Here is a 21183-nt window from a genome sequence, read left to right on the forward strand (position 1 = left end):
AGCGATGGGGGGATTGTAAGGACAGTTTTCAGCCCGGCCTTGCCGCCAAGCGACAACTTCTTATAGCGCAAACCCCGGATTTTCCCGGGTTTACGGCAATGCGACATATAGCGTCGCAAAGGCGCAGTTTAAACTGCCCAGAGAGATCTGCGGTGGCTTCACTGTATTTGATCAATGAATTCAATGTGCGGTAACTATGTACCGCACATGATCATTTTTTTTCTGATTTGCTGGGCGCTCACCACACGCTAATGGATGAGCGTATGAACCTGTCACAACCGCTTCAATCTACCGCCCGTCTCGATGATTTCGACACGGCGCACGACGACACGCATTTTCTGCACCTGCATCACGCCACACCCGATTGGCTGGCCAGCGCTTCGGCCTCGCGACGTGATGCATTGCGGCGCAAAGCGCCACACCCTGAGCCTGGGCTGGCAACCTCTCCTCGTCAGCATCATGTTGATTTGGGCGCACTGAATGCGCAGCACTGGACAGCGCAGAACCAGGTGGATCGCCTGCTGGCCGATCTCAAGGATGTCGACGCCTTTGCCGCGCCGTTGCTGACAGCAGCCATCAAGGATCAATTCGGCCTGACTCTCGACGTCAACAACACGTTCGTTCGTCTGTACATTCCTGTGACAAATCCCTGGTTCGGATTTTCCACGGGCGCCAAGCGGGTCTGGAGCTTGTCCTTGCTGGACGCCGCGCGGCATAACTTCGAGAGCCAGGAAACCGAAGCGGATGCGTTCGAGCCCGACTCCTGTTTCATCACCCGGCCAGACGAGCGCGAGCAATTCAAAACCCTCCCGGACGTCACCCGGACGCTATCAATACCCGACTTCATAAAACTGTGTCGGACACTCGATCTCGGTGCGCAATACCAACAGCATCTGCAACACCATCTCGGTGTCAGCCGACCCGACGTGGCGGCGACATTGCGTCTGCATGTTGAAACCAGCCAGAAAGCCGCGCTGAAATCGGCACTGTTGTACGCGCGCATGAACAACGACATTCAGGAAGATCTGTTCCGCCTCATCGGCGGCTTGATCGACGGCCTGCAAGGCATGCGGCTGGACGGCGAAACCTTGTGCAGTAATAGCCTGTCGCTGCTGTCCTCAAAGCTGCACGGCATTATCGTGTTTGCGCCCGACCTGAATACCAGCAAGCACGTCAGCCGGGTGGTCGCCTATGTGCCGAACGATCCCGAGCACCCGATCAAGGAATACGCTTCCAGCGCCATATTCGCCGCCGAGCTGACCCGGCAGCTACGACAAAGCGACTATCAGCATTTTTTCAATCGCTTCATTGCTCACAACGAGCGCGGCCGCTTCTTCTCGACACTCAAAACACGCCTGTTGCAGATTCAGTATTACCCGCACGAACGAGGCGATCCGAAACCTGCCTGGCGCGAAGTCGCCGTTGAAAGTCCCAATCTGCAGTTTCGCGTCGAGATCATCAATGCATCGTTATGGCAGCAGCAATTCGAAGATGCGCTGAACAAAATCCTCAACGACGGCAAAGACCTCGCCGTGCCCACAGCATGGGTTGATCAGAAAGCACGTTGGGCCTTCTGGGATTCGCTGACGAACATCGCGTCAACGTTGTTGACCGTCGCCGCTTTGGTGGCGACGCCGTTCGTGCCGTTTCTCGGAGAGCTGATGCTGGGTTACATGGCCTATCAGTTTCTGAACGAGACCTTTGAGGGCATCATCGAATGGGCGCAGGGGCAACGATCCGAAGCTTTTCTGCATCTGATGGACGCCGTTGAATCGGTTGTGCAACTGGGAACATTTGCTGCCGGCGGTATGCTCCTGGCCGGGGAGTTTCGCAACCTGCTGCCGCAACAGGTGCTGCGGTTCATTGACCGCTTCAAACCCGTCATCACTCCGAGCGGAAAAACCCTCTACTGGAAAGCCGATCTCGCCCCCTACGAACAAACTATTACTCCTGCGAAAGGCTCCTTGCCGGATCAATACGGCCTGCATCAGAGCCAAGGGAAACGACTACTGCCGCTGGACGGCAAAGTCTTCGCCGTCAGGCCGGAGCCAGGTTCCACTGGTTTTCGAATTGATCACCCGACGCGCGCAGATGCCTATCTTCCTGCGCTTGACCACTTCCACAGCGGCACCTGGCAAACAGAGCTTGATCGCCCGCTGACCTGGCCGACCGACAAACTGCTGCGACGTATTGGTCATACGGTCGACAGCCTGTCACCCGCCGAGCTGGAACAAGCACTCACCAGCAGCGGCTGCCACGAAGGCGTGCTGCGCAAATTTCACGCTGAGCGCGAGCCACTTCCACCGCTGCTGGAAGACACCCTCAAACGCTTCAACATCGATAAAGCCATTCGTACTTTCATCGAGCAGATGCACAGCCACGACGCCGCCGAATTTTCGCAGGCCGAGCCGATCACTCAGTTGCAACTGCTGACCGAACATTGCCCCTGGCCAGAGGACAAGAGCCTGCGCCTGCTCAACGCTCAAGGCGAAACCGTCTGGGAAAGCAACCGCCAGGATCTGCCGACGATTGAACTGAACGAACCGCCGGCGGGTTCGGGCGATCTGCTCAGTAATCTGTTGTCGAAACTCGACGAAAGCGAGCTCAAAACGCTATTGAACGAAGAGCCCGGCCGCCCTCCCATATCCTCTACGGCGCGAGCTCACACGCTGAGGAAAACCTTGGCGAACATCGCCACCGAGCGCCGTACGCTTTTGTTCGATGCACGCTATCGCGCCCTCGAACACAGCACCGACGCAGCTTCGCAAAAGCTTATCGACGCAACGCCCGGCCTCCCCACCAGCGTCGCCCGGGAGATACTGCGCACTGTCACGGGCGAAGAACGCCAGCCACTTCAACAGTCATCTGTGCCCAAGCGGCTGGTACAACTGTCTCGCTGGGCCATGGAAGACGTCCGCACCAGCCGCGCCTTTGAAGGTTTGTACCTGGACTCAAGCAAACCGCTGGACACTGATCGGCTGGCACTGCACTCACTTGAAGGTCTCCCCGGGTGGCCAAAAAACCTGCGAATCGAAGTTCACGAGTACGGCGTCCACGGCACACTGCGCGACAGCATTGGCCCCGCCGATGCCGTGCCGCGCAAAACCCTGGTGTTGCTTGAAGATGGCCGCTACCAGGCTTACGACGAACACGATCAGCCGTTGTCAGCAGCGTTCGATTTCTACAATGCCGTGCTGCAAGCCCTGCCCGACAATGCGCGCGACGCGCTGGACATCAACATCGGCGCAGGCACAAAGCTCAAGCAGGCCGTCCGCGAACATGCACTGGCCCGCGACGATCTGAAAAAAATCCTCGCACTGCACCGCGAACTCAAACCGGCTTACGATCCGCACATCATGCGCTTACCCGGAGGAAGCGAAGGCTACAGACAGTTCAACCCTTATGTTCCGGTGCTTGAACAACAGGCGATGGCGCTCAACCCATCGTTTACGCCAGCACAACTGCAGGCATTCATGCAAAGGCTAATGACCTACCCAGCGGGTCCGCGCCTGGAATTGACGCGTCTGACTGCCGAGCTTGCGCAACTGCGACTTGATCTGGACGCCTGGACAACACAAACACCAAGGCTGCACCCACTGACCGGCACCCGGTTCGATGCTGCAGCGTTCTCCGAAGCGAAGAATGATCGCCTGGCATTCAAGGACGCTCTACAGCGTTGCTGGATCGAACGCACAACGCTTGACAACGAGGGCCCCGAGGCGCAATTACCGCTGCATTTCGCGCAGCCGATCATCGGCGAGCTGCCGCAACTCACCGCGGATTTCAGCCACGTTACTCACCTGTCACTGGAAGGCAGTCGTGCGGTACTCGGCACAGACCGTTTCCTGCGCAATTTCACCGGACTGAAGCATCTGCAAATTCGCAGCTGCAATCTGGGTAGCGTGCCCCAGGCCATCGGGCTCATGCCAAATCTGAATCAACTGGTACTGGCCGAATGCGGCATCACCCTGGATGACGCAGCAGTGGCCACATTGGGCGGACTGACTTCGCTGAGCGCACTGGATTTATATGGCAACCCACTGGGGCGAGCGCCGGATATCGCCGGCATGACCGGGTTGACCTACATCGACCTGGCCGACACTGGCATCACCGATCTTCCAAACGGACTGCTGAATCATCCGAAATTGCATAACGGTGTTTTCAGCGACAACCAGATCAGCGAAATACCAGAGGGTTTTTTCCATTACCCGCAAGAAATCACCTCCGGTTTCGACTTTTCCCACAACCCCGTTTCGAGCGTTACGCGCGACAGAATAAGAGCGCTTTTTCATCAATACGGGGAAACGCTGGACGTGCTCTGTGAAGAGGTCGACATCACTCGGGTAAAACAGCTTTATTCGTTGTTCAACACGCAGGAAGCCAGCCAGTTTTTCTACCGCCTACCGGGACTCACGGATAACGCCCGATTGGAACTGACTCGGCTGGAAAACGAATACTCGACTCTTAGAGAGGATCTGGCTGCCTGGACCGGTGATATTCCGGCAATCAACCCGTTCACTAACGCCCCGTTCACCCTGCTCGAACTGACAGAGGAGCAGTCGGCACGGGATGAATTCAAGGCACTGGTCGAAGAATGCTGGCGCAGGGAAAGCGAGTTCGAAGAACTCGGTGAAAATGGCGAGACGCTGTACGAGCTCAACCTGCCGACCACCATCATCGGCGAGTTACCGGCACTGAGGGCAGACTTCAGTCATGTGTCGAACTTGAGCTTGTTCAGCGAAGAAGGTGCCACGACCGGTGCGGATCAATTCCTGAACGGTTTCCCCAAACTCAGGACGCTGAACATTCGCGAGTTTTCACTCGGCGACATCCCTCAGGCAGTGTTCAAAATGGGTGATCTTACTGCGCTGTTCCTGACCGAATGCAACATCAGTCTGAGCGCCGAAACCGTGGTGGGACTGGGTGAAATGGTCAAGCTGGAGTTTCTCGATTTGAGCTACAACGCGCTGGGACTGGCACCTAATGTGAGCCAATTGGGCCGTTTGTCAGCGTTGACGCTCAACAAAACCGGCATCAGCGAACTCCCCGAGGGTTTGCTGCAACTCAAACACCTGACCACCGCAGACTTGAGCGACAACGCGATCACCCACATGCCCAGTGACATTCTCGAACTGCCGGTAAAGCTAGCCGAATCGATCAATTTACGCGGCAACCCTTTCGATGCGCACAGCCAGACAGTCCTCACCGCCTACTTCAAACAACACGGCATGCACTTTGGAATCGAAAGCACCGTCGAGTGGGCAGAAATAGAGATTTCAACCTCCGAAGGTTCGGAGGTCGACGAATAGACCGAAAGATAACGCGCAGCGATCAACCGCGCTCAGGCGGTACTGAAGACAACTCGAATGGACTGCTGCTGCGCCGCTGGTTGCGATCTTCCCGCGGCGTGGCACCGAAGAAGTTGCGATAGGCGCTGGAGAAATGCGGCCCCGAGGAGAAGCCGCAAGACAAGCCGATCTGGATGATCGACTTGCTGGTTTGCATCAACATCTGCCGGGCCTTGTTCAGGCGCAACTCCAGGTAGTACTGGCTCGGCACACGATTGAGGTATTGCTTGAAGATCCGCTCCAACTGGCGACGCGACACGCAGACGTGCTGGGCGATTTCGTCGGTGGTCAGCGGTTCTTCGATGTTGGCTTCCATCAGCAACACCGCCTGGGTGAGCTTCGGATGGCTGGAGCCGAGACGGTTCTGCAATGGGATGCGCTGACGCTCGCCGCCTTCACGGATGCGTTCGACCACCAGTTCTTCCGACACCGCGCCGGCCAGTTCCGCACCGTGATCGCGGGCGAGTACCGCCAGCAACAGATCGAGAACGGACATGCCGCCACACGCGGTCAGGCGATCACGGTCCCAGTCGAACAGATGGCTGGTGGCGATGACTTTCGGGAAGCGCTCGGCAAAATCGTCCTGCCAGCGCCAGTGCACGGCCGCGCGATAGCCATCGAGCAAACCGAGTTGCGCCAACGGGTAGACACCGGCAGACAGACCGCCGATCACGCAACCGGCACGCACCAGTTGCTTGAGTGCGCTGCTCAGTGGCGAGGCCAATGCGGTGGGTGGCTCATCGGCGAGCAGGAACAGTTTCTGGAAGTTTTCCAGCTTGCCGGCCCACGGTTCACCCGGCAGTTGCCAGGCGCCCTCGCCCGGTGCTTCGGCTTGCAGAAACGACAGTTCGTAAACCACGTCCGGGTGCACACGCTGAGCAACACGCAAGGCCTCCTCCGCCAGCGCCAGCGTCAACGCTTTAGTGCTGGGCCAAATCAGGAAACCAATTCGATGGGCAGTCATGGGCGGGCAATCCGAAACGAAGAACGGTGATGAAGGCAAGGGCCAATGCTAGCCCGAAAATGAACACAAATCATGAAACCAACCGAGATCCAGGCAGGGATCTAAATGTGGGAGCGAGCCTGCTCGCGAAAGCGGTGGATCAGTCAACACCTATGTCGGCTGTCACACCGCGTTCGCGAGCAGGCTCGCTCCCACAGAGATCGTGGGTCGGCCTTCAGGCTGCGAATCATGCACTATTCCGGTGCATATCGGCAGTTCTGATTACTTGAGGCTGCCCGACAGGAACTGCTGCAAACGCTCAGATTGCGGATTCACCAGCACTTCGCGCGGGTTGCCGCTCTCTTCAACAACACCTTTGTGCAGGAACACCAACTGGTTCGACACTTCACGGGCGAAGCCCATTTCGTGAGTCACCACGACCATGGTGCGACCTTCCTGAGCCAGCGCTTGCATGACCTTCAACACGTCGCCCACCAGCTCCGGGTCGAGCGCCGAGGTGGGTTCGTCGAACAGCATCACTTCCGGTTCCATCGCCAGCGCACGGGCAATCGCCACACGCTGCTGCTCGCCACCGGACATATGCCCAGGGAAAGCGTCTTTGCGATGCGCCACGCCAACCTTGTTCAGGTAATGCTCGGCTTTCTCGCGGGCTTCAGCCTTGGACACGCCCAGCACGTGAACCGGCGCTTCCATGATGTTTTCCAGCGCGGTCATGTGCGACCACAGGTTGAAATGCTGGAACACCATCGACAGGCGCGAACGCATGCGTTGCAGCTGCTTCGGATCAGCGGCTTTCAGCGCGCCGTCCTTGTTCGCGACCAGTTTCAGCTCTTCGTTGTTGAGCAGAATCTTGCCCGCGTGCGGCTGCTCAAGCAGGTTGATGCAGCGCAGGAAAGTACTTTTGCCGGAGCCACTGGAGCCGATGATGCTGATCACATCGCCAGCTGCCGCTTTCAGGGAAACACCCTTGAGCACTTCGTGACTGCCATAGCGTTTATGCAGGTCTTGGACTTCAAGTTTGTACATGCGGTCGGTTCTCACAAAAACAGTCAGTCAGTCGTTGAGCAAGCGCCCGTGACGCAGCGCTTCGCGCCCCGCCACCTTGGCCAGCCAGAAACCGGGTTGGGCATAGCGCAGCCGTTCAATGGCAAACAGCACCCCGGACGTACCAGCACACACCGTGCTGACCCGATCGGATAAAGGATCGATCACTTCGAAAATCTCGTCACCGGCCTCGACCCACTCGCCGGGTTTACGCAGAAAACTCACCACGCCTGGGTGCGGCGCGAACAGCAATTCGGTGCCTTCGAACGGCATGCCTTCGCAGGCTTCGTGCGCCGGGTTCGGCCACTCGCCAGTCATCAGTCCCTGCTCGGCAAGGAACGCGAGAATGCCTTCAGCATAAGCCTCGGCTTCTACGCGGCCGGTGTCAGCCTGACCGCCCAGCTCAATCGTCGTCGCCAGGCACGCCAGCGGAATCTGCGCGTCCGGGAATTGACGCGACAGACGCAGCCACGGCAGCGAACACGCTTCATCGAACGAGCTGCCGCCGGAATCTTCCGCGAGCAAACCCACTTTCACATTCAGATGCGCGGCCAGCGAACGCCACTGCGGCCAATGCTGCGGCAATGCATACATGTGCAGCGCGGCTTCGGCATCGCAATGCAGATCCAGCACCACATCGGCGGTGCAGGCATGGCTGAGCAATACGCGCTGCATGCCTTGCAACTGGCTGCTCGCTGGCGGCAACGCGGCCAAGTGATCCGCCATTGCCTGACGAATCAAGCGCACATTGGCGTGGGGATCATCACCCAGGCGATCAGCCAGCGCTGCCGCAACCGGCGCGCTCAGCTCGACGAAATCACGGTTGAAATTCTTGCCGCTGCCCGCCTCGAAACGGCCCTGGAAGTTGCCTTGCAGCAATTGCCCGAGCCCCAACGGATTGGCCACCGGCACCAGCTCGATGACACCGTTGAGTTGGCCTTTGGCTTCGAGTTCGCCGAGGCGCTTTTTCAGCTCCCAAGCGGTGCGCATGCCCGGCAATTCGTCAGCGTGCAGGCTGGCCTGAATATAGGCTTTGCGCTCGCCGTGACCAAAACGAAAAACCGAAATCTTGCGCTCGCTGCCCAGATGGCTCCACGGCAATACGTGGTCGATGCGTTCCATATCAGTGCTTCCGCGGCGCGAGGTAGCTCAACCAGCGACGCTCGGCCAGCTTGAACAGCTTGACCAGAATGAAGGTCAGGCACAGATAGAACACGCCAGCGGTAATGTACGCCTCGAACGGCAGGTAGAACTGCGCGTTGACAGTACGCGCCGCGCCGGTGATATCGATCAAGGTCACGATGGACGCCAGACTGGTGGTCTGCAGCATCATGATCACTTCGTTGCTGTACTGCGGCAGCGCCCGGCGCAGCGCCGATGGCAGCAGGATGCGCTTGTACAGTTTGAAGCGCGACATGCCCATGGCCTTGGCCGCTTCGATCTCACCATTGGGCGTTGCCTTGAGGCTGCCGGCGATGATTTCAGCGGTGTAGGCGCTGGTATTGACCGCAAAGGCCAGGCACGCACAGAACGTTGCGCTGGACAGCCACGGCCAGAGGAAGCTTTCGCGTACCGCTTCGAACTGGGCCAGACCGTAGTAGATCAGGAACAATTGCACCAGCATCGGCGTGCCGCGAATCACGTAGGTGTAAAGCCACGCCGCACCGTTGACGACCGGGTTCTTCGAGACGCGCATCAGCCCCAGCGGCAGCGCCCCCAGCAGACCGAAAAACAGCGACAGCGCGAGCAGTTTGAGGGTGGTCAGCAGGCCGCCGAGGTACAGCGGCATCGCCTCCCAAATGACGTTGTAGTCGAAGATCATAGATCAGCCGCCCTTACGCCTACCGAGTAGCGCTTCTCAAGTTGACGCAGGATCAGCAACGAAACGCTGGTGATCACCAGGTACATCGCCGCCACTGCGAGGAAGAAGGTAAAAGGCTCGCGGGTGGCATCTGCCGCCTGCTTGGCCTTGAACATCATGTCTTGCAGACCGACCACGGAAATCAGCGCGGTGGCCTTGGTCAGTACCAGCCAATTGTTGGTGAAGCCCGGAATCGCCAGGCGAATCATCTGCGGCACCATCACCCGGAAGAACACCTGAAAGCTGCTCATGCCGTACGCCATGCCCGCTTCGGCCTGACCTTTAGGGATCGCCATGAACGCGCCACGGAAGGTTTCCGACAGGTACGCCCCGAAGATGAAACCGAGGGTGCCGATACCGGCGGCCAGCGGATTCAGGTCGATGTAATCATTGAAGCCGAGCAGCGGTGCAACGCGGTTGAGCAAGTCCTGGCCGCCGTAGAAGATCAGCAGGATCAGAACCAGATCGGGAATCCCGCGGATTACCGTGGAATACAGATCGCCCAGCCACGCCAGCCAACGCACCGGCGACAGGCGCAGTGCAACACCGATCAGCCCGAGAACGATGGCCAGAGCCATGGACGACAAGGCGAGCTGAAGCGTCAGCCATGCGCCATCGAGGATGACAGCCCCGTAGCCTTTCAACATGATTCAGGTCCTCGAAAGTTGGGATGAAAAAATGGCGCAAACCGCAGAGATCCTGTTGCTTGCGCCATTTCGGACTTGTCGCAGAGACGTCTTACTTGCCGTAGATATCGAAGGCGAAGTACTTGTCCTGGATTGCTTTGTATTTGCCGTTTTCGCGGATGGCCGCGATGGCTGCGTTGATCTTGTCTTTCAGGGCGTCGCCCTTACGCACAGCGATACCTACGCCGTCGCCGAAGTATTTAACGTCGGTGAACTGTGGACCCACGAAGGCGAAGCCTTTGCCGGAATCGGTGTTCAGGAAGCCATCTTGCAACAAGGTGGCGTCGGCCACGGTGCCGTCGAGGCGACCGGCGGCGACGTCGAGGTAGATTTCGTTCTGCGAGCCGTATGGCTTGATCTCGGCGCCCAATGGAGCCAGAACTTCGCGGGCGAAACGCTCGTGGATCGAACCACGTTGTACGCCGATGTTTTTGCCCTTCAGCTCAGCCAGGTTTTCGCTGACCTGAGTGCCGGCCTTCATGACCAGACGCGCCGGGGTGTTGTAGTACTTGTTGGTGAAGTCGACAGACTTCTTGCGGTCTTCAGTGATCGACATGGACGACAGGATCGCGTCGATCTTGCGCACTTTCAGTGCCGGGATCAGACCGTCGAACTCTTGCTCGACCCACACACACTTGACCTGCATCTGCTCGCACAGAGCGTTGCCGATGTCGTAGTCGAAACCAACGATGCTGCCGTCCGGTGCTTTCGAGGCGAACGGAGGGTAAGCCGCTTCGATACCGATCTTCAGAGGTTTTTCGTCAGCGAAGGCATTCAGCGACAGCACGGACAGTGCCAGGGCGCCAAGCAGCACAAGTTTCTTCATCTTGGGACTCCATCGGTAAAGGGCAAAAACGGCAGAGTGAGCGACAGCCCAATATGCGAATGGGTGAATCGGGAAATCGGTTGCTGCATCGGTGGGACATTTCCCGTTGAACCCGGTAGAGGTTTCAACGTCAGCGACGATGAGCGAGTGATCGGCATTCTAACGACAGGCCCGAAGCCGATATTTCTTCAATGCGACAACTAATTACAGATGCACAGAGAAAGCGACTTTGGCGCATTGACAGCCCTGCAATTTCATGCAAGAGCGAAAGACAGTGAACCGATCTATGCTGCAAATTGCGGGCCTATTATTCGCAAACCCTTCTAATCCGGCAAGCGCAGCGTTGTGTCTTATTTTTTAGCGGGGTTTTAAAGGCTCTAAAACGGGGCGATGCGTTTCCCTTCGCCCCGGTTTGGCGCGGGCGGTTACACATTCGGTTACATGGAAAGCACGGGGTAACAGCGGGAAATGTCTTACGACGCAGATCGATAATTATTGGTTGGGTGGTTTCGGTTTCTGACAGTCGGCTACATCGGCGCCTTACAGATTGCTATCGCTGGCAAGCCAGCTCCCACAGGGATTTGCGGTAAAGCTGAAGTTTCTGACACACCACAAAACCTGTGGGAGCTAGCCTGCTAGCGATGACGCCAGTCCAGCCAACCCAAATTTGCGCATTAACTGAAACCCCCAACACACCACAAACCCTGTGGGAGCTGGCTTGCCAGCGATGAGGCCCATCCAGCCACTACAAAACCAACAGACACAAAAAAGCCCCGTCCGGCCTACACCGAACGGGGCTTTCCAGCACTTCAACCTGCTACTTAAGCAACATTCATGGTCTTGTGCGTATCAATCAAATGCTGCACCACACCCGGATCCGCCAGCGTCGAGATATCCCCCAACCCGTCATATTCCGCCGTAGCGATCTTGCGCAGAATGCGCCGCATGATCTTGCCCGAACGGGTCTTAGGCAGCCCTGGCGCCCACTGGATCACATCCGGCGAAGCAATCGGCCCGATCTCTTTTCGCACCCAGTTCTTCAACTCCAGACGCAACTGCTCGGTCGGCTCCTCGCCATTCTTCAACGTGACATAGACATAAATGCCCTGCCCCTTGATGTCATGCGGCACCCCAACCACCGCCGCCTCAGCGACTTTCGGGTGAGCAACCATCGCGCTTTCGATCTCGGCCGTGCCCATACGATGGCCGGACACATTGAGCACGTCATCGACACGCCCGGTGATCCAGTAATAACCATCAGCATCACGACGCGCACCGTCACCGGTGAAGTACATGCCACGGAAGGTCTTGAAGTAGGTATCCACGAAACGATCGTGATCGCCATACAAGGTACGCGCCTGACCCGGCCACGAATCGAGAATCACCAGATTGCCCTCAGCCTCGCCCTCGATGATGTTACCGAGGTTGTCGACCAGCGCCGGCACCACACCGAAGAACGGACGTGCCGCCGAACCCGGCTTCAGCGCATGAGCACCCGGCAACGGGCTCATCATGTTGCCGCCGGTTTCGGTCTGCCACCAGGTATCAACGATCGGGCAACGCGACTTGCCGACATTCTTGTAGTACCAATCCCACGCTTCCGGGTTGATCGGCTCACCCACCGAACCGAGCAGACGCAAGCTGCTGCCATCGGCGCCTTCAACAGCGGCCTGACCCGAGGCCATCATTGCGCGGATCGCGGTCGGCGCGGTGTAGAGGATGTTGACCTTGTGCTTGTCGACGATCTTCGCCACCCGGGTGATGTCCGGATAGTTCGGCACGCCTTCGAACAGCAGCGTGGTCGCGCCATTGGCCAGCGGGCCGTAGACGATATAACTGTGGCCGGTGACCCAGCCGACGTCGGCGGTGCACCAGTAGACTTCGCCCGGACGGTAGTCGAACACGCGCTCGTGGGTCATCGCCGCATACAGCAGATAACCGCCAGTGGTGTGCTGCACGCCCTTCGGCTTGCCGGTCGAGCCGGAGGTATAAAGGATGAACAACGCTTCTTCCGCGCCCATCTCTTTCGGCGCGCAGACGGTGCCCGCCACTTTCATCAGGTCTTCGTACCAGATGTCGCGATGCTGGTTCCACTTGATGTCGCCGCCAGTGCGCTTGCAGACGATGACTTTCTGGATGCTGCTGGTTTCCGGGTTGGTCAGTGCGTCGTCGACGTTGGCCTTGAGGGAAATCTTCTTGCCGGCGCGGATGCCTTCGTCAGCAGTGATCACCACTTTCGATTTGCAGTCGATGATGCGACCGGCCAGGGCTTCCGGCGAGAAACCGCCGAACACCACCGAGTGAATCGCGCCGATCCGGGTGCAGGCCAGCATGGCGACCACGGCTTCGGGAATCATCGGCATATAAATGGTCACCACGTCGCCACGGTGCACGTCCTGACCACGCAGGGCGTTGGCCAGTTTGCACACTTGCTCGTGCAGTTCGCGGTAAGTGATGTTGCGGCTCTCGGAAGGATCATCGCCTTCCCAGATGATTGCGACTTGATCGCCGCGCTCGGCCAGATGGCGGTCGAGGCAGTTGTAGGAAACGTTCAGGGTGCCGTCGGCAAACCACTTGATGTCGACATGGTGATCGTCGAACGACGTCTGTTTCACCGTGGTGAAAGGCTTGATCCAGTCGAGACGCTGAGCTTGCTCGCGCCAGAAGCCGTCAGGGTTGACGACCGACTGTTGGTACATGGCTTTGTAGGTCGCCTCGTCAGTCAGCGTGTTAGCCAGAACCTCGGGACGAACGGGATACAGAGAAGCCGCACTCATCTTTCCTACCTCGGTGTAATAGTTGTTTTTGTATGACCCTGTTGTAACGGGGCCGGGCCCATAGAACCATTCGACGATGGTAGTAACAAGCCCCTACAAAACATCCAGATACCCCTTTTACAAGCCAGACTCCAACCTCCAAAACGCCCGCGAACCCTGTGGGAGCTGGCTTGCCAGCGATTCAGTCAACTCGGTCTCCCAGGCAAATTGCATCGCCAGCAAACCAATTCCCACACCCTATCGACCGATTGTTACCAAATCTGCCAAAGGTGTTTATCAAAACCCGCTCTGTTTACCCCCGCCCCACCTCCCTAGAATTCACCTCGCCGACAAGGCAAACGCGATTAACAACGTTACAGCCCCCACGAAGGCCGTTAATCCAGCTCTCAAGTAATAACTGCAAACGATGAAGTTCCACACGCAACCCTAAAAAGGTTGCGTGACCCCACTCGACCTCAAAAAGGTAAATTTGAAATGAAAGCTTTATTGGTTCTGGCCCTCAGCAGTCTGTGCGCAACCGCCATGGCAGACGAGGTCCCGACTGATGTCGCACAGCAACAACCGGTGATCGAGGAATACACTTACTCCACCCACCTGGACATCGCCAACGTTGTATCGATGAGCGAAGTTCCAAATGTCTGCGAAGTTGTTCCAATGAAAATGGAATACGACGACTCCACAGGCCAGCGTCACATTCTGCGCTACAGCGTCATGGGCAACGGCTGCACCAACTGATGATTTGAGACTGCACCGAATTGGACCTCTCAGCGCTTCATTGAGGGTCGATTCCAGCCCGGCTTCGGTCGGGCTCAGTTGTGTCTGGAGTCGTGCAAAAGGGTTGCAAAACACAAGATATAGTGAAAAACGCGGTTTTTTGCTCAAATCTTGAGCAACCGAAGCCCGGCGAAAAAATTAATCAAAAAAAATTCTCAGAGACCAACATCGGCGAAAGCCCTGTAAACCCTCGCTCCGACTCAAATCCCCCTCCCGCTCGACCGCCCTGCGCGCTTTCGCCCTCCCCCACGAGCGCATTTTTTTCCCTATAATGCCGCCCTAATCGGGTCAGCAATATTCCCTTACAGGGATCAAAAGCCATTCTGAAGCCCCGCAGACGCGTTCAACGCGAACTGCGCCCGTCAGAGGCTCTCGGAACCCGTACAAAATTCTGTTTGATGCCTGCGTTTAGCTGCTGCAAAGAACGATTCCTTTAGATCCAACGCGGTCTGTACGACCGTGTGAAAAACCAACCATCAGGTTTCACACGGGCGACAGGCCCTCACGCAGGAGACGACACGTCATGCTGAGCTGGGACGAATTCGACAAAGAAGACAGTGAAGTAGCAACAGTGAAAGGCGCCAACGCCGGCCACGCTACTGAAGCCAACATGGACCGCCTCGACAACGCCGGCGGCGCCGCTGCGCTGGAAGCCCGCGCCGTGACCGCCGACGACTCGGCCGCTGTCGCCCGCGCCAAGGCTGCACTGAACTCCCTCGACGTCGCCGAAGGCCTCGCCGAACTCGAAGGCGCCTCCGCCCGTGTCGCCGTTGACGAAAAGCGCATGATCAACTGCCGCGCCGACCTCAACCAACTCGTGCCATTCAAGTACGACTGGGCCTGGCAGAAGTATCTGGACGGTTGCGCAAACCACTGGATGCCGCAAGAAGTCAACATGACCGCCGACATCGCCCTCTGGAAAGACCCGGAAGGCCTGACCGACGACGAGCGCCGCATCGTCATGCGCAACCTCGGCTTCTTCTCCACCGCCGACTCCCTAGTTGCCAACAACCTGGTACTGGCCGTGTACCGCCTGATCACCAACCCGGAATGCCGCCAGTACATCCTGCGCCAAGCGTTCGAAGAGGCGATCCACACCCACGCCTATCAGTACTGCATCGAATCGCTGGCCATGGATGAAGGCGAAATCTTCAACATGTACCACGAGATCCCATCGGTCGCCAAAAAGGCAGCCTGGGGCCTGAAATACACCCGTTCGATCTCCGATCCGAAGTTCGAAACCGGCACCCCTGACACCGACAAAGAACTGCTGCGCAACCTGATCGCCTACTACTGCGTTCTGGAAGGCATCTTCTTCTACTGCGGCTTCACCCAAATTCTCTCCATGGGCCGCCGCAACAAAATGACCGGCGTCGCCGAGCAGTTCCAATACATCCTGCGCGACGAATCCATGCACCTGAACTTCGGCATCGACGTGATCAACCAGATCAAAATCGAAAACCCGCACCTGTGGGATGCCGAAATGAAGGAAGAAGCGACCCAGATGATTCTGCAGGGTACGCAGCTGGAGATCGAATACGCTCGTGACACCATGCCTCGCGGCGTACTGGGCATGAACGCGGCGATGATGGAGGACTACCTGAAGTTCATCGCTAACCGTCGTTTGAGCCAGATTGGTTTGAAGGAAGAGTATCCAGGGACGACTAACCCGTTCCCTTGGATGAGCGAGATTATGGACTTGAAGAAAGAGAAGAATTTCTTTGAGACTCGGGTTATTGAGTATCAGACTGGTGGTGCGTTGAGCTGGGATTGATGATGGCGTTGAGCCATGCTATAACAGCAAAAGCCTAAAGGATGCTTAGCTGAATAAATTAAAGCCCCGCAAGTGCGGGGCTTTTTTATAGGAAATTAAAATGCATACGCCAATACTGCTGGATTATCACGCTATTCATGGCACCTCGAAAATTAGAAGCTTCTACATCGATGAAAATTTATATATCTCGTTAGAAGACGTTGTTTTAACTCTAGCAAAAACAAATACAGCTATAAACGAACAAGGAAAAACTGGTCTAGGGCAGTTAGTAAAAGCTCAACGCGATGTACTGGACAGCGACGAATACAAACACTTCCCAGTCATCGATGACTTATCTGCGCAACCGAGAACAGAGGTTTTTATCACAGAACCCGGTTTATACCGAGTAATCTCTCGTGACAGCACTCCAGCCAGTAAATCATTCCAAAGATGGATATTCCACGAAGTAATACCGGCAGTAAGGAAGTACGGGACATACCCCGCACCAGTTAAACAGGGCGGCTCAGAGATAATGTCTCTAGCCCAAACCCTCGCACAGCATACCAATCTACTTATAAAAGAAATCGAAGAGCGAGAAAAGCTCGCCAATGAAACCCGTTTACGCTTTGAAGAAACCGAGCGACAACTCGAAGAAATAAATCAGAAAATCGAGACAATTACGCTTCCAAGTGATAACTCCGACCTTATAGATGTGCAAAGCTACTGCTCGGACAGGTCTCTAATTATTGACCTGCAACATCTGAGAGCCATGTGCGCAAAACTTTGCTTGGAACAGGGCATAACTTATAACAAGAAGAAAAACCCCGAATCCCACATGGACCATTTGTACCCTCCATTACTAATAAATGAAGCCATAAAACTTATTCGGAGTTGATGATGAGCGAGCTAATGCAGTCAGAACTACCGCTAGAATTGCCCTCGGCTTCTTTCGCGGAAATCGACGGGATACAAATGGGCGTTTTGAACGACACTACCCCTTATCTCACAGAAAGAGGCTTAGCTAGGCTCTGCGGAGTAAACCCTAAAACAATCAGTGATTTAGCTAACAATTGGCACGATGAAGTATTCAAGCCCAGAGGAAAAAGAATAAAACAGCTGTTGATTCAGCAAAACTTCACAGCTGAACGAATAGTTATTAAAACAGAGCAAAACGGCCAAAAAATCAGCGCCTACCCAGACACGGTCTGCATGGCAATCCTAGAATATTACGCATTTGACTCAGATAATACCGACAATCAGATAGCGCAAAGAAACTTTAGACTGCTAGCTCGCAGAACCCTGCGGGCCTTTATCTACGAAGGAGTTGGATTCTCACCCGAGTCACTAAAACTAGACTCATGGCGCCATTACCACGACAGAATCTTACTAAATAAACTGCCTGCAGGTTTCTTTAGTGTTTTCAGAGAGATTGCAGACATCGTTGTATCTGCAATTGAGTCGGGACTGATCATTGACACACATACTGTTCCAGACATCAGTGTTGGACAGATGTGGGCCAGACACTGGGCTTCAGAAAATCTCGAAGCAGTCCATGGTGAAAGAAAAAAATTCCCTCATGAATACCCAGACTACTTCCCTCAATCAGCAGCAAAAACCGAAGCAAATATATATCCACTGAGCGCTCTGGGCGATTTCAGAATCTGGCTAGAAAAGATATATCTACCTCAAAAATTCCCTGCATATTTACAGAAAAAAATAGCGCAAGGCCTTATTCCCCAGGGCACCGCTGGCGCACTACTTTTATCTCTAAAAAAATAAACCAAACCGAAAACAATCTAGGCGACATCAATACATCGCCTAGATTTACAGATAATCCCCACACACACAAACACACACACACCACCTTATTGACGCGAAAACCTATCGAACCTAAGGTATACATAGGTGCCTAAGAAACACCCAACGTAGAAGCTGACTTATTTACACATTACGACCTATATTCTATCAAGAATATATATGTTTAATGCGTAAAAAATAACGCTTGTTGGGATATTCTTAATCCCTCTACGTCGGGTTACGGCTCTTTTAACTTAAACGTAGAGGTAAGGTTATATTTACAAAAAAATGGCTGCTGCCTCCCACTACCTTGGAGGCCGACCTTGTCTGAATCAATCATTCCCACGACTTTTAAACGCCACGGCCTTTATCTGCACGGCCTTCTGGTTGAAAACCAGCCATGGTTTTGCGCCCGCGACATCGGTCGTTTGATGGGTGTGCACCTCAGCGAACGCATGTTCAACAAGCTAGACAAGGATCAACGTCGCGTTCTGTCGATTGAGTATTTCCGGCAACCCGAAAAGCAATTGATGCTAAGTGAATCCGGCGTCTATGCGCTTCTGGTTTATCACTACGTTCCGGGCAATCGGTTGCTGCGTGAGTGGCTGACTCATCAGGTAGTGCCGGCCTTACGCGATGCAGAACACTCGGGGCATTCAGATCGGCCGATGTTGAGTTTGTTGGATTGGCCGGAGATGTCGTTGAGTCTGCTGCATTGGCAGAGCGAAGGTTGGATTCGGCTGCGGGATATGCCTTATTTGTTGAGCGATCAGGCACCACGAAAAGCGATGGCGACGAAGCCTTGGTGGCGGAGGGTCGCTCAGACGTCTCAGGCGTCGAAGCATTCGATGGGTTGAGCGATGCTCTTGTAGGATCGCACGCGAGATCCGTCGCTTTTTTTTGTAGGATTTTTCGTAGACAGATGTGATGGCCACTCAGTATCGTCCGAGGGTTTTCAACCCTCGGCGATAGTATGGATACGAAAAAGGAACACAAAGGCTGGACCAATGACGAATTGGAGGCCTCTATCGATGCCTACCTCTCGATTCAAGCGAGATATCCAAACGACGAAAAATTCAATAAGTCTGCGGAGCACAAGCTTCTCCAGAGCGGTGTGCTTGCCAATCGCAACAGCAAGTCGATCGACTATCGCCTTCAGAACCTTTCAGCACTGTTTGACGAGTTAGGACTGAAGACGATTGGTCACTACAAGCCAAAAGTAAACATTGGCTCAGGAATCGCTGCCCGGCTGACCAAAATTTTAGAATCCAAAGGTCTTTTGACTCCGAGTCATGACCTCCCCTCCGCCGAGGGAGAAATTCAGAATCGATATCTAAAGCACGCCAGAGTACAGGATTTTGCAGGCGAACCAGAAGATGATGAGATACCTCAACAAGGGGTAACGATTACCCGATATTTCGTTCGAAACTCTAAGGTCAAGGGCTGGATCCTAGATAACGCTAACGGGATTTGTGAGGCCTGTGATCAGCCAGGCCCTTTCGAAATGGATGGAAAGCCATATCTCGAGGTTCACCACGTTAAGCACTTGGCACAACACGGCAAGGATCGCAAAAACAACACCATTGCGCTCTGTCCAAATTGTCATCGACGCTGCCATCATTCAAGCGACCGAGAGGAATTCACAGACTTGCTTTATAAAAAGGTTAAGCGGTTGAAGCGGCAATAATCTATATGCATAGCGACTGTGGCGAGGGGATTCATCCCGAATCGGCTACGGATCAGTCTGCAAGCGAACGATGATTTATCTGTATCATCGCTCATACCGTTTTGGGGCCGCTCCGCGGCCCATCGGGGATAAATCCCCTCGCCACAAGAATCGGTTTGCCCCAGAGATTGAGTTAATGCGGGAAATCGCAAATAGTTCCAGCAACACCTCTCAGACTTACCATAATCCCGAAACTTTATAGACAGCCTTACTGTGAATCGAGAGCAATCTCGACCACACACATGGACGAACATCATATGCAGCAACCATCCACGGACTCGACCACTCCGGGTCAATACCGACTCTTGGTCGTCTCATTCCTCATCGTATTTTTCGGCCTGCTCATGATGACCCTGCGCATCGCTCAAAAGAACGAAATCATGGCCATCGGTGCAGTCTGGGTGGCCAACGCTTTGACGATGGTGCTGCATGTCATTTATTGGAAACGTTATGGCCTGTCCGTCGGCTTTAAAATCGCGGTTGTGATTCAAATCGTCATTACCATTCTGCCTTTCCTTTTTGGCAATCTCGGCTTTATGGCTGTTCTGTTGATGCTGGGTGGCGAGATCCATTACTGGTAACCCGCGCCACCTCCCGCTATTAATACCCCTCCCCCACTCAAGGATCCGAGCCCTACCATGAAATTCGATCTCGCCTACTGCCTCAGCCTCGACGACAAGTTGTCGATCTATGATGTTCGCGATCTCAATTTCGATGAGACGGTGGCCTTCGACTCTGTGAAGGAACACTTCCAGTGCCCCAACGATGCCTGTCGTTCGGCGTTCGAGGCTTCTAATGAGTTGGGTACGTTCAACGCCAAGAACGTGAATTACGTGCGCACGCCGCACTTCAAGAATTTGCCCACTACGCAGCATGTGGCGGGCTGTCCGTATGTGAGTTTGAAGGCTTCAGCGTCTGGCGTTGAGACGGCAGATGGCGAGGTTGATGACGGGAAAGAGGAACACTTCCCATCGGAGTTGCTGCTCACCCGGCGTGAGTATGTGCGCAAGCCTGTCGCGCCAGCGGGGGCGGCGGATGTGTTGCGCGATGATCCGGTGCGGGTGGCGGCGGACAGTGGTAAGGAGTCGGCGAGTCGTGAGTCGGCGCCGGACAAAACCAGTGTGTTTGCGCATCCGGTGGAGTGTTTTGTTTCCAACTTCGCGGACAAGGAGTTGCTCAAGCGGATGCCGTTGAAGGTCGGCGAGCATTCGGCGCCGTACAGTTCGTTCTTCAAGAAGATCGAGTATCTGACGGACAACAAGGGGCTGATTTACTGGGGGCGGATCAAGAAGATCGAGGACTTCCACAGTGCCAGTTTTCGTATCGATTTCGAGGACAAGGTCTGGTTCAAGAAGCCCGAGGACAGCAAGAAGAAGCCGTATCCGGTCAGCGTTTATCTGAACAAGAAGCTGATCGACAACTATCGCAAGCGCAAGGCGTTTCTGGAAGAGATCAAGCACGCGGTGGATAGCGACAAGGCGTTGTTTTGTTTCTTCTATGGGGTGACGCCGGAGTTGAAGCAGGTGCCTGGCAAGAAGAACCCCGAAAAGCCTTTCGAGGTCTTCAATGCCAATATCGAGAACCTGGATCACTTCATTATTCGTGAAGCGCCGGATCTGGAGTGACG

The 21183-nt window shown here is 55.3% G+C and carries 16 protein-coding genes; 9 read left to right on the top strand and 7 right to left on the bottom strand.

From position 1 onward, the window contains the following. Nucleotides 1–263: 263 nt before the first annotated feature. Nucleotides 264–5309 (top strand): DUF6543 domain-containing protein, encoded by a 5046-nt coding sequence (locus JFT81_RS16575; protein ID WP_242485629.1) that lies wholly within the window; start codon nt 264–266, stop codon nt 5307–5309. Between the two features lie 22 nt (nt 5310–5331). Here JFT81_RS16575 and argR read toward each other — a convergent pair whose 3' ends face one another. From argR to acs, 7 genes are all read right to left on the bottom strand, one after another. Further along, the gene (argR, locus tag JFT81_RS16580) at nt 5332–6312 is read right to left on the bottom strand and encodes a transcriptional regulator ArgR (protein ID WP_201228160.1); all 981 of its coding nucleotides are present in this window, start codon (nt 6310–6312) and stop codon (nt 5332–5334) included. A gap of 261 nt (nt 6313–6573) precedes the next feature. Next, nucleotides 6574–7338 carry an ATP-binding cassette domain-containing protein gene (locus JFT81_RS16585; RefSeq protein WP_003227281.1) on the bottom strand — a complete coding sequence of 255 codons (765 nt, stop codon included), beginning with the start codon at nt 7336–7338 and terminating at the stop codon, nt 6574–6576. A 27-nt stretch (nt 7339–7365) separates the two neighbouring features. Next, entirely contained in the window at nt 7366–8478 is a 1113-nt protein-coding gene (locus tag JFT81_RS16590; protein WP_201228161.1) for a M14 family metallopeptidase, read from the bottom strand. A gap of 1 nt (nt 8479) precedes the next feature. Further along, nucleotides 8480–9178 (bottom strand): ABC transporter permease, encoded by a 699-nt coding sequence (locus JFT81_RS16595; protein WP_201228162.1) that lies wholly within the window; start codon nt 9176–9178, stop codon nt 8480–8482. Continuing rightward, entirely contained in the window at nt 9175–9864 is a 690-nt protein-coding gene (locus JFT81_RS16600; RefSeq protein ID WP_201149067.1) for an ABC transporter permease, read from the bottom strand. The genes JFT81_RS16595 and JFT81_RS16600 overlap by 4 nt, the downstream gene beginning before the upstream one ends. A gap of 91 nt (nt 9865–9955) precedes the next feature. Continuing rightward, a complete protein-coding gene (locus JFT81_RS16605) occupies nt 9956–10729 on the bottom strand; it encodes an ABC transporter substrate-binding protein (protein WP_201149068.1) in 774 nt (257 codons plus the stop codon). A gap of 821 nt (nt 10730–11550) precedes the next feature. Then, nucleotides 11551–13506, bottom strand: a complete 1956-nt coding sequence (gene acs / locus JFT81_RS16610) for an acetate--CoA ligase (RefSeq protein WP_034153332.1) — start codon at nt 13504–13506, stop codon at nt 11551–11553. Nucleotides 13507–13980: 474 nt separating this feature from the next. Between acs and JFT81_RS16615 the strand changes: the two genes are divergently transcribed. The 8 genes from JFT81_RS16615 (at nt 13981) to JFT81_RS16650 (ending at nt 21181) form a co-directional block, all read left to right on the top strand. Further along, entirely contained in the window at nt 13981–14241 is a 261-nt protein-coding gene (locus JFT81_RS16615; RefSeq protein WP_096818120.1) for a DUF2790 domain-containing protein, read from the top strand. Between the two features lie 562 nt (nt 14242–14803). Then, nucleotides 14804–16054, top strand: coding sequence for a ribonucleotide-diphosphate reductase subunit beta (locus JFT81_RS16620; protein ID WP_122662771.1), 1251 nt, complete (start codon nt 14804–14806; stop codon nt 16052–16054). 100 nt (nt 16055–16154) lie between these two features. After that, complete coding sequence (locus JFT81_RS16625) at nt 16155–16928, top strand: BRO family protein (protein ID WP_201228163.1); 774 nt, start codon at nt 16155–16157, stop codon at nt 16926–16928. Nucleotides 16929–16930: 2 nt separating this feature from the next. Beyond that, complete coding sequence (locus JFT81_RS16630; RefSeq protein ID WP_201228164.1) at nt 16931–17812, top strand: hypothetical protein; 882 nt, start codon at nt 16931–16933, stop codon at nt 17810–17812. Nucleotides 17813–18153: 341 nt separating this feature from the next. Continuing rightward, a complete protein-coding gene (locus tag JFT81_RS16635) occupies nt 18154–18687 on the top strand; it encodes a Bro-N domain-containing protein (protein ID WP_201228165.1) in 534 nt (177 codons plus the stop codon). Between the two features lie 116 nt (nt 18688–18803). Continuing rightward, the gene (locus tag JFT81_RS16640) at nt 18804–19517 is read left to right on the top strand and encodes an HNH endonuclease signature motif containing protein (RefSeq protein ID WP_201228166.1); all 714 of its coding nucleotides are present in this window, start codon (nt 18804–18806) and stop codon (nt 19515–19517) included. Nucleotides 19518–19798: 281 nt separating this feature from the next. Further along, nucleotides 19799–20137 carry a hypothetical protein gene (locus JFT81_RS16645; RefSeq protein ID WP_242485630.1) on the top strand — a complete coding sequence of 113 codons (339 nt, stop codon included), beginning with the start codon at nt 19799–19801 and terminating at the stop codon, nt 20135–20137. 57 nt (nt 20138–20194) lie between these two features. Beyond that, nucleotides 20195–21181 (top strand): hypothetical protein, encoded by a 987-nt coding sequence (locus JFT81_RS16650; protein ID WP_201228167.1) that lies wholly within the window; start codon nt 20195–20197, stop codon nt 21179–21181. The last annotated feature ends 2 nt before the right edge of the window (nt 21182–21183 follow it).

The sequence above is a fragment of the Pseudomonas sp. TH43 genome, from assembly GCF_016650635.1.
Taxonomy (GTDB): Bacteria; Pseudomonadota; Gammaproteobacteria; order Pseudomonadales; family Pseudomonadaceae; genus Aquipseudomonas.

Bases quoted from the DNA above. Each gene is read 5' to 3' on its own strand.
- JFT81_RS16575 (WP_242485629.1), top strand. From the start codon at position 264: ATGAACCTGTCACAACCGCTTCAATCTACCGCCCGTCTCGATGATTTC.
- argR (WP_201228160.1), bottom strand. From the start codon at position 6,312: ATGACTGCCCATCGAATTGGTTTCCTGATTTGGCCCAGCACTAAAGCG.
- JFT81_RS16630 (WP_201228164.1), top strand. From the start codon at position 16,931: ATGAGCGAGCTAATGCAGTCAGAACTACCGCTAGAATTGCCCTCGGCT.
- JFT81_RS16645 (WP_242485630.1), top strand. From the start codon at position 19,799: ATGGACGAACATCATATGCAGCAACCATCCACGGACTCGACCACTCCG.
- JFT81_RS16620 (WP_122662771.1), top strand. From the start codon at position 14,804: ATGCTGAGCTGGGACGAATTCGACAAAGAAGACAGTGAAGTAGCAACA.
- JFT81_RS16595 (WP_201228162.1), bottom strand. From the start codon at position 9,178: ATGATCTTCGACTACAACGTCATTTGGGAGGCGATGCCGCTGTACCTC.
- JFT81_RS16600 (WP_201149067.1), bottom strand. From the start codon at position 9,864: ATGTTGAAAGGCTACGGGGCTGTCATCCTCGATGGCGCATGGCTGACG.
- JFT81_RS16605 (WP_201149068.1), bottom strand. From the start codon at position 10,729: ATGAAGAAACTTGTGCTGCTTGGCGCCCTGGCACTGTCCGTGCTGTCG.
- JFT81_RS16615 (WP_096818120.1), top strand. From the start codon at position 13,981: ATGAAAGCTTTATTGGTTCTGGCCCTCAGCAGTCTGTGCGCAACCGCC.
- acs (WP_034153332.1), bottom strand. From the start codon at position 13,506: ATGAGTGCGGCTTCTCTGTATCCCGTTCGTCCCGAGGTTCTGGCTAAC.
- JFT81_RS16625 (WP_201228163.1), top strand. From the start codon at position 16,155: ATGCATACGCCAATACTGCTGGATTATCACGCTATTCATGGCACCTCG.
- JFT81_RS16640 (WP_201228166.1), top strand. From the start codon at position 18,804: ATGGATACGAAAAAGGAACACAAAGGCTGGACCAATGACGAATTGGAG.
- JFT81_RS16650 (WP_201228167.1), top strand. From the start codon at position 20,195: ATGAAATTCGATCTCGCCTACTGCCTCAGCCTCGACGACAAGTTGTCG.
- JFT81_RS16585 (WP_003227281.1), bottom strand. From the start codon at position 7,338: ATGTACAAACTTGAAGTCCAAGACCTGCATAAACGCTATGGCAGTCAC.
- JFT81_RS16590 (WP_201228161.1), bottom strand. From the start codon at position 8,478: ATGGAACGCATCGACCACGTATTGCCGTGGAGCCATCTGGGCAGCGAG.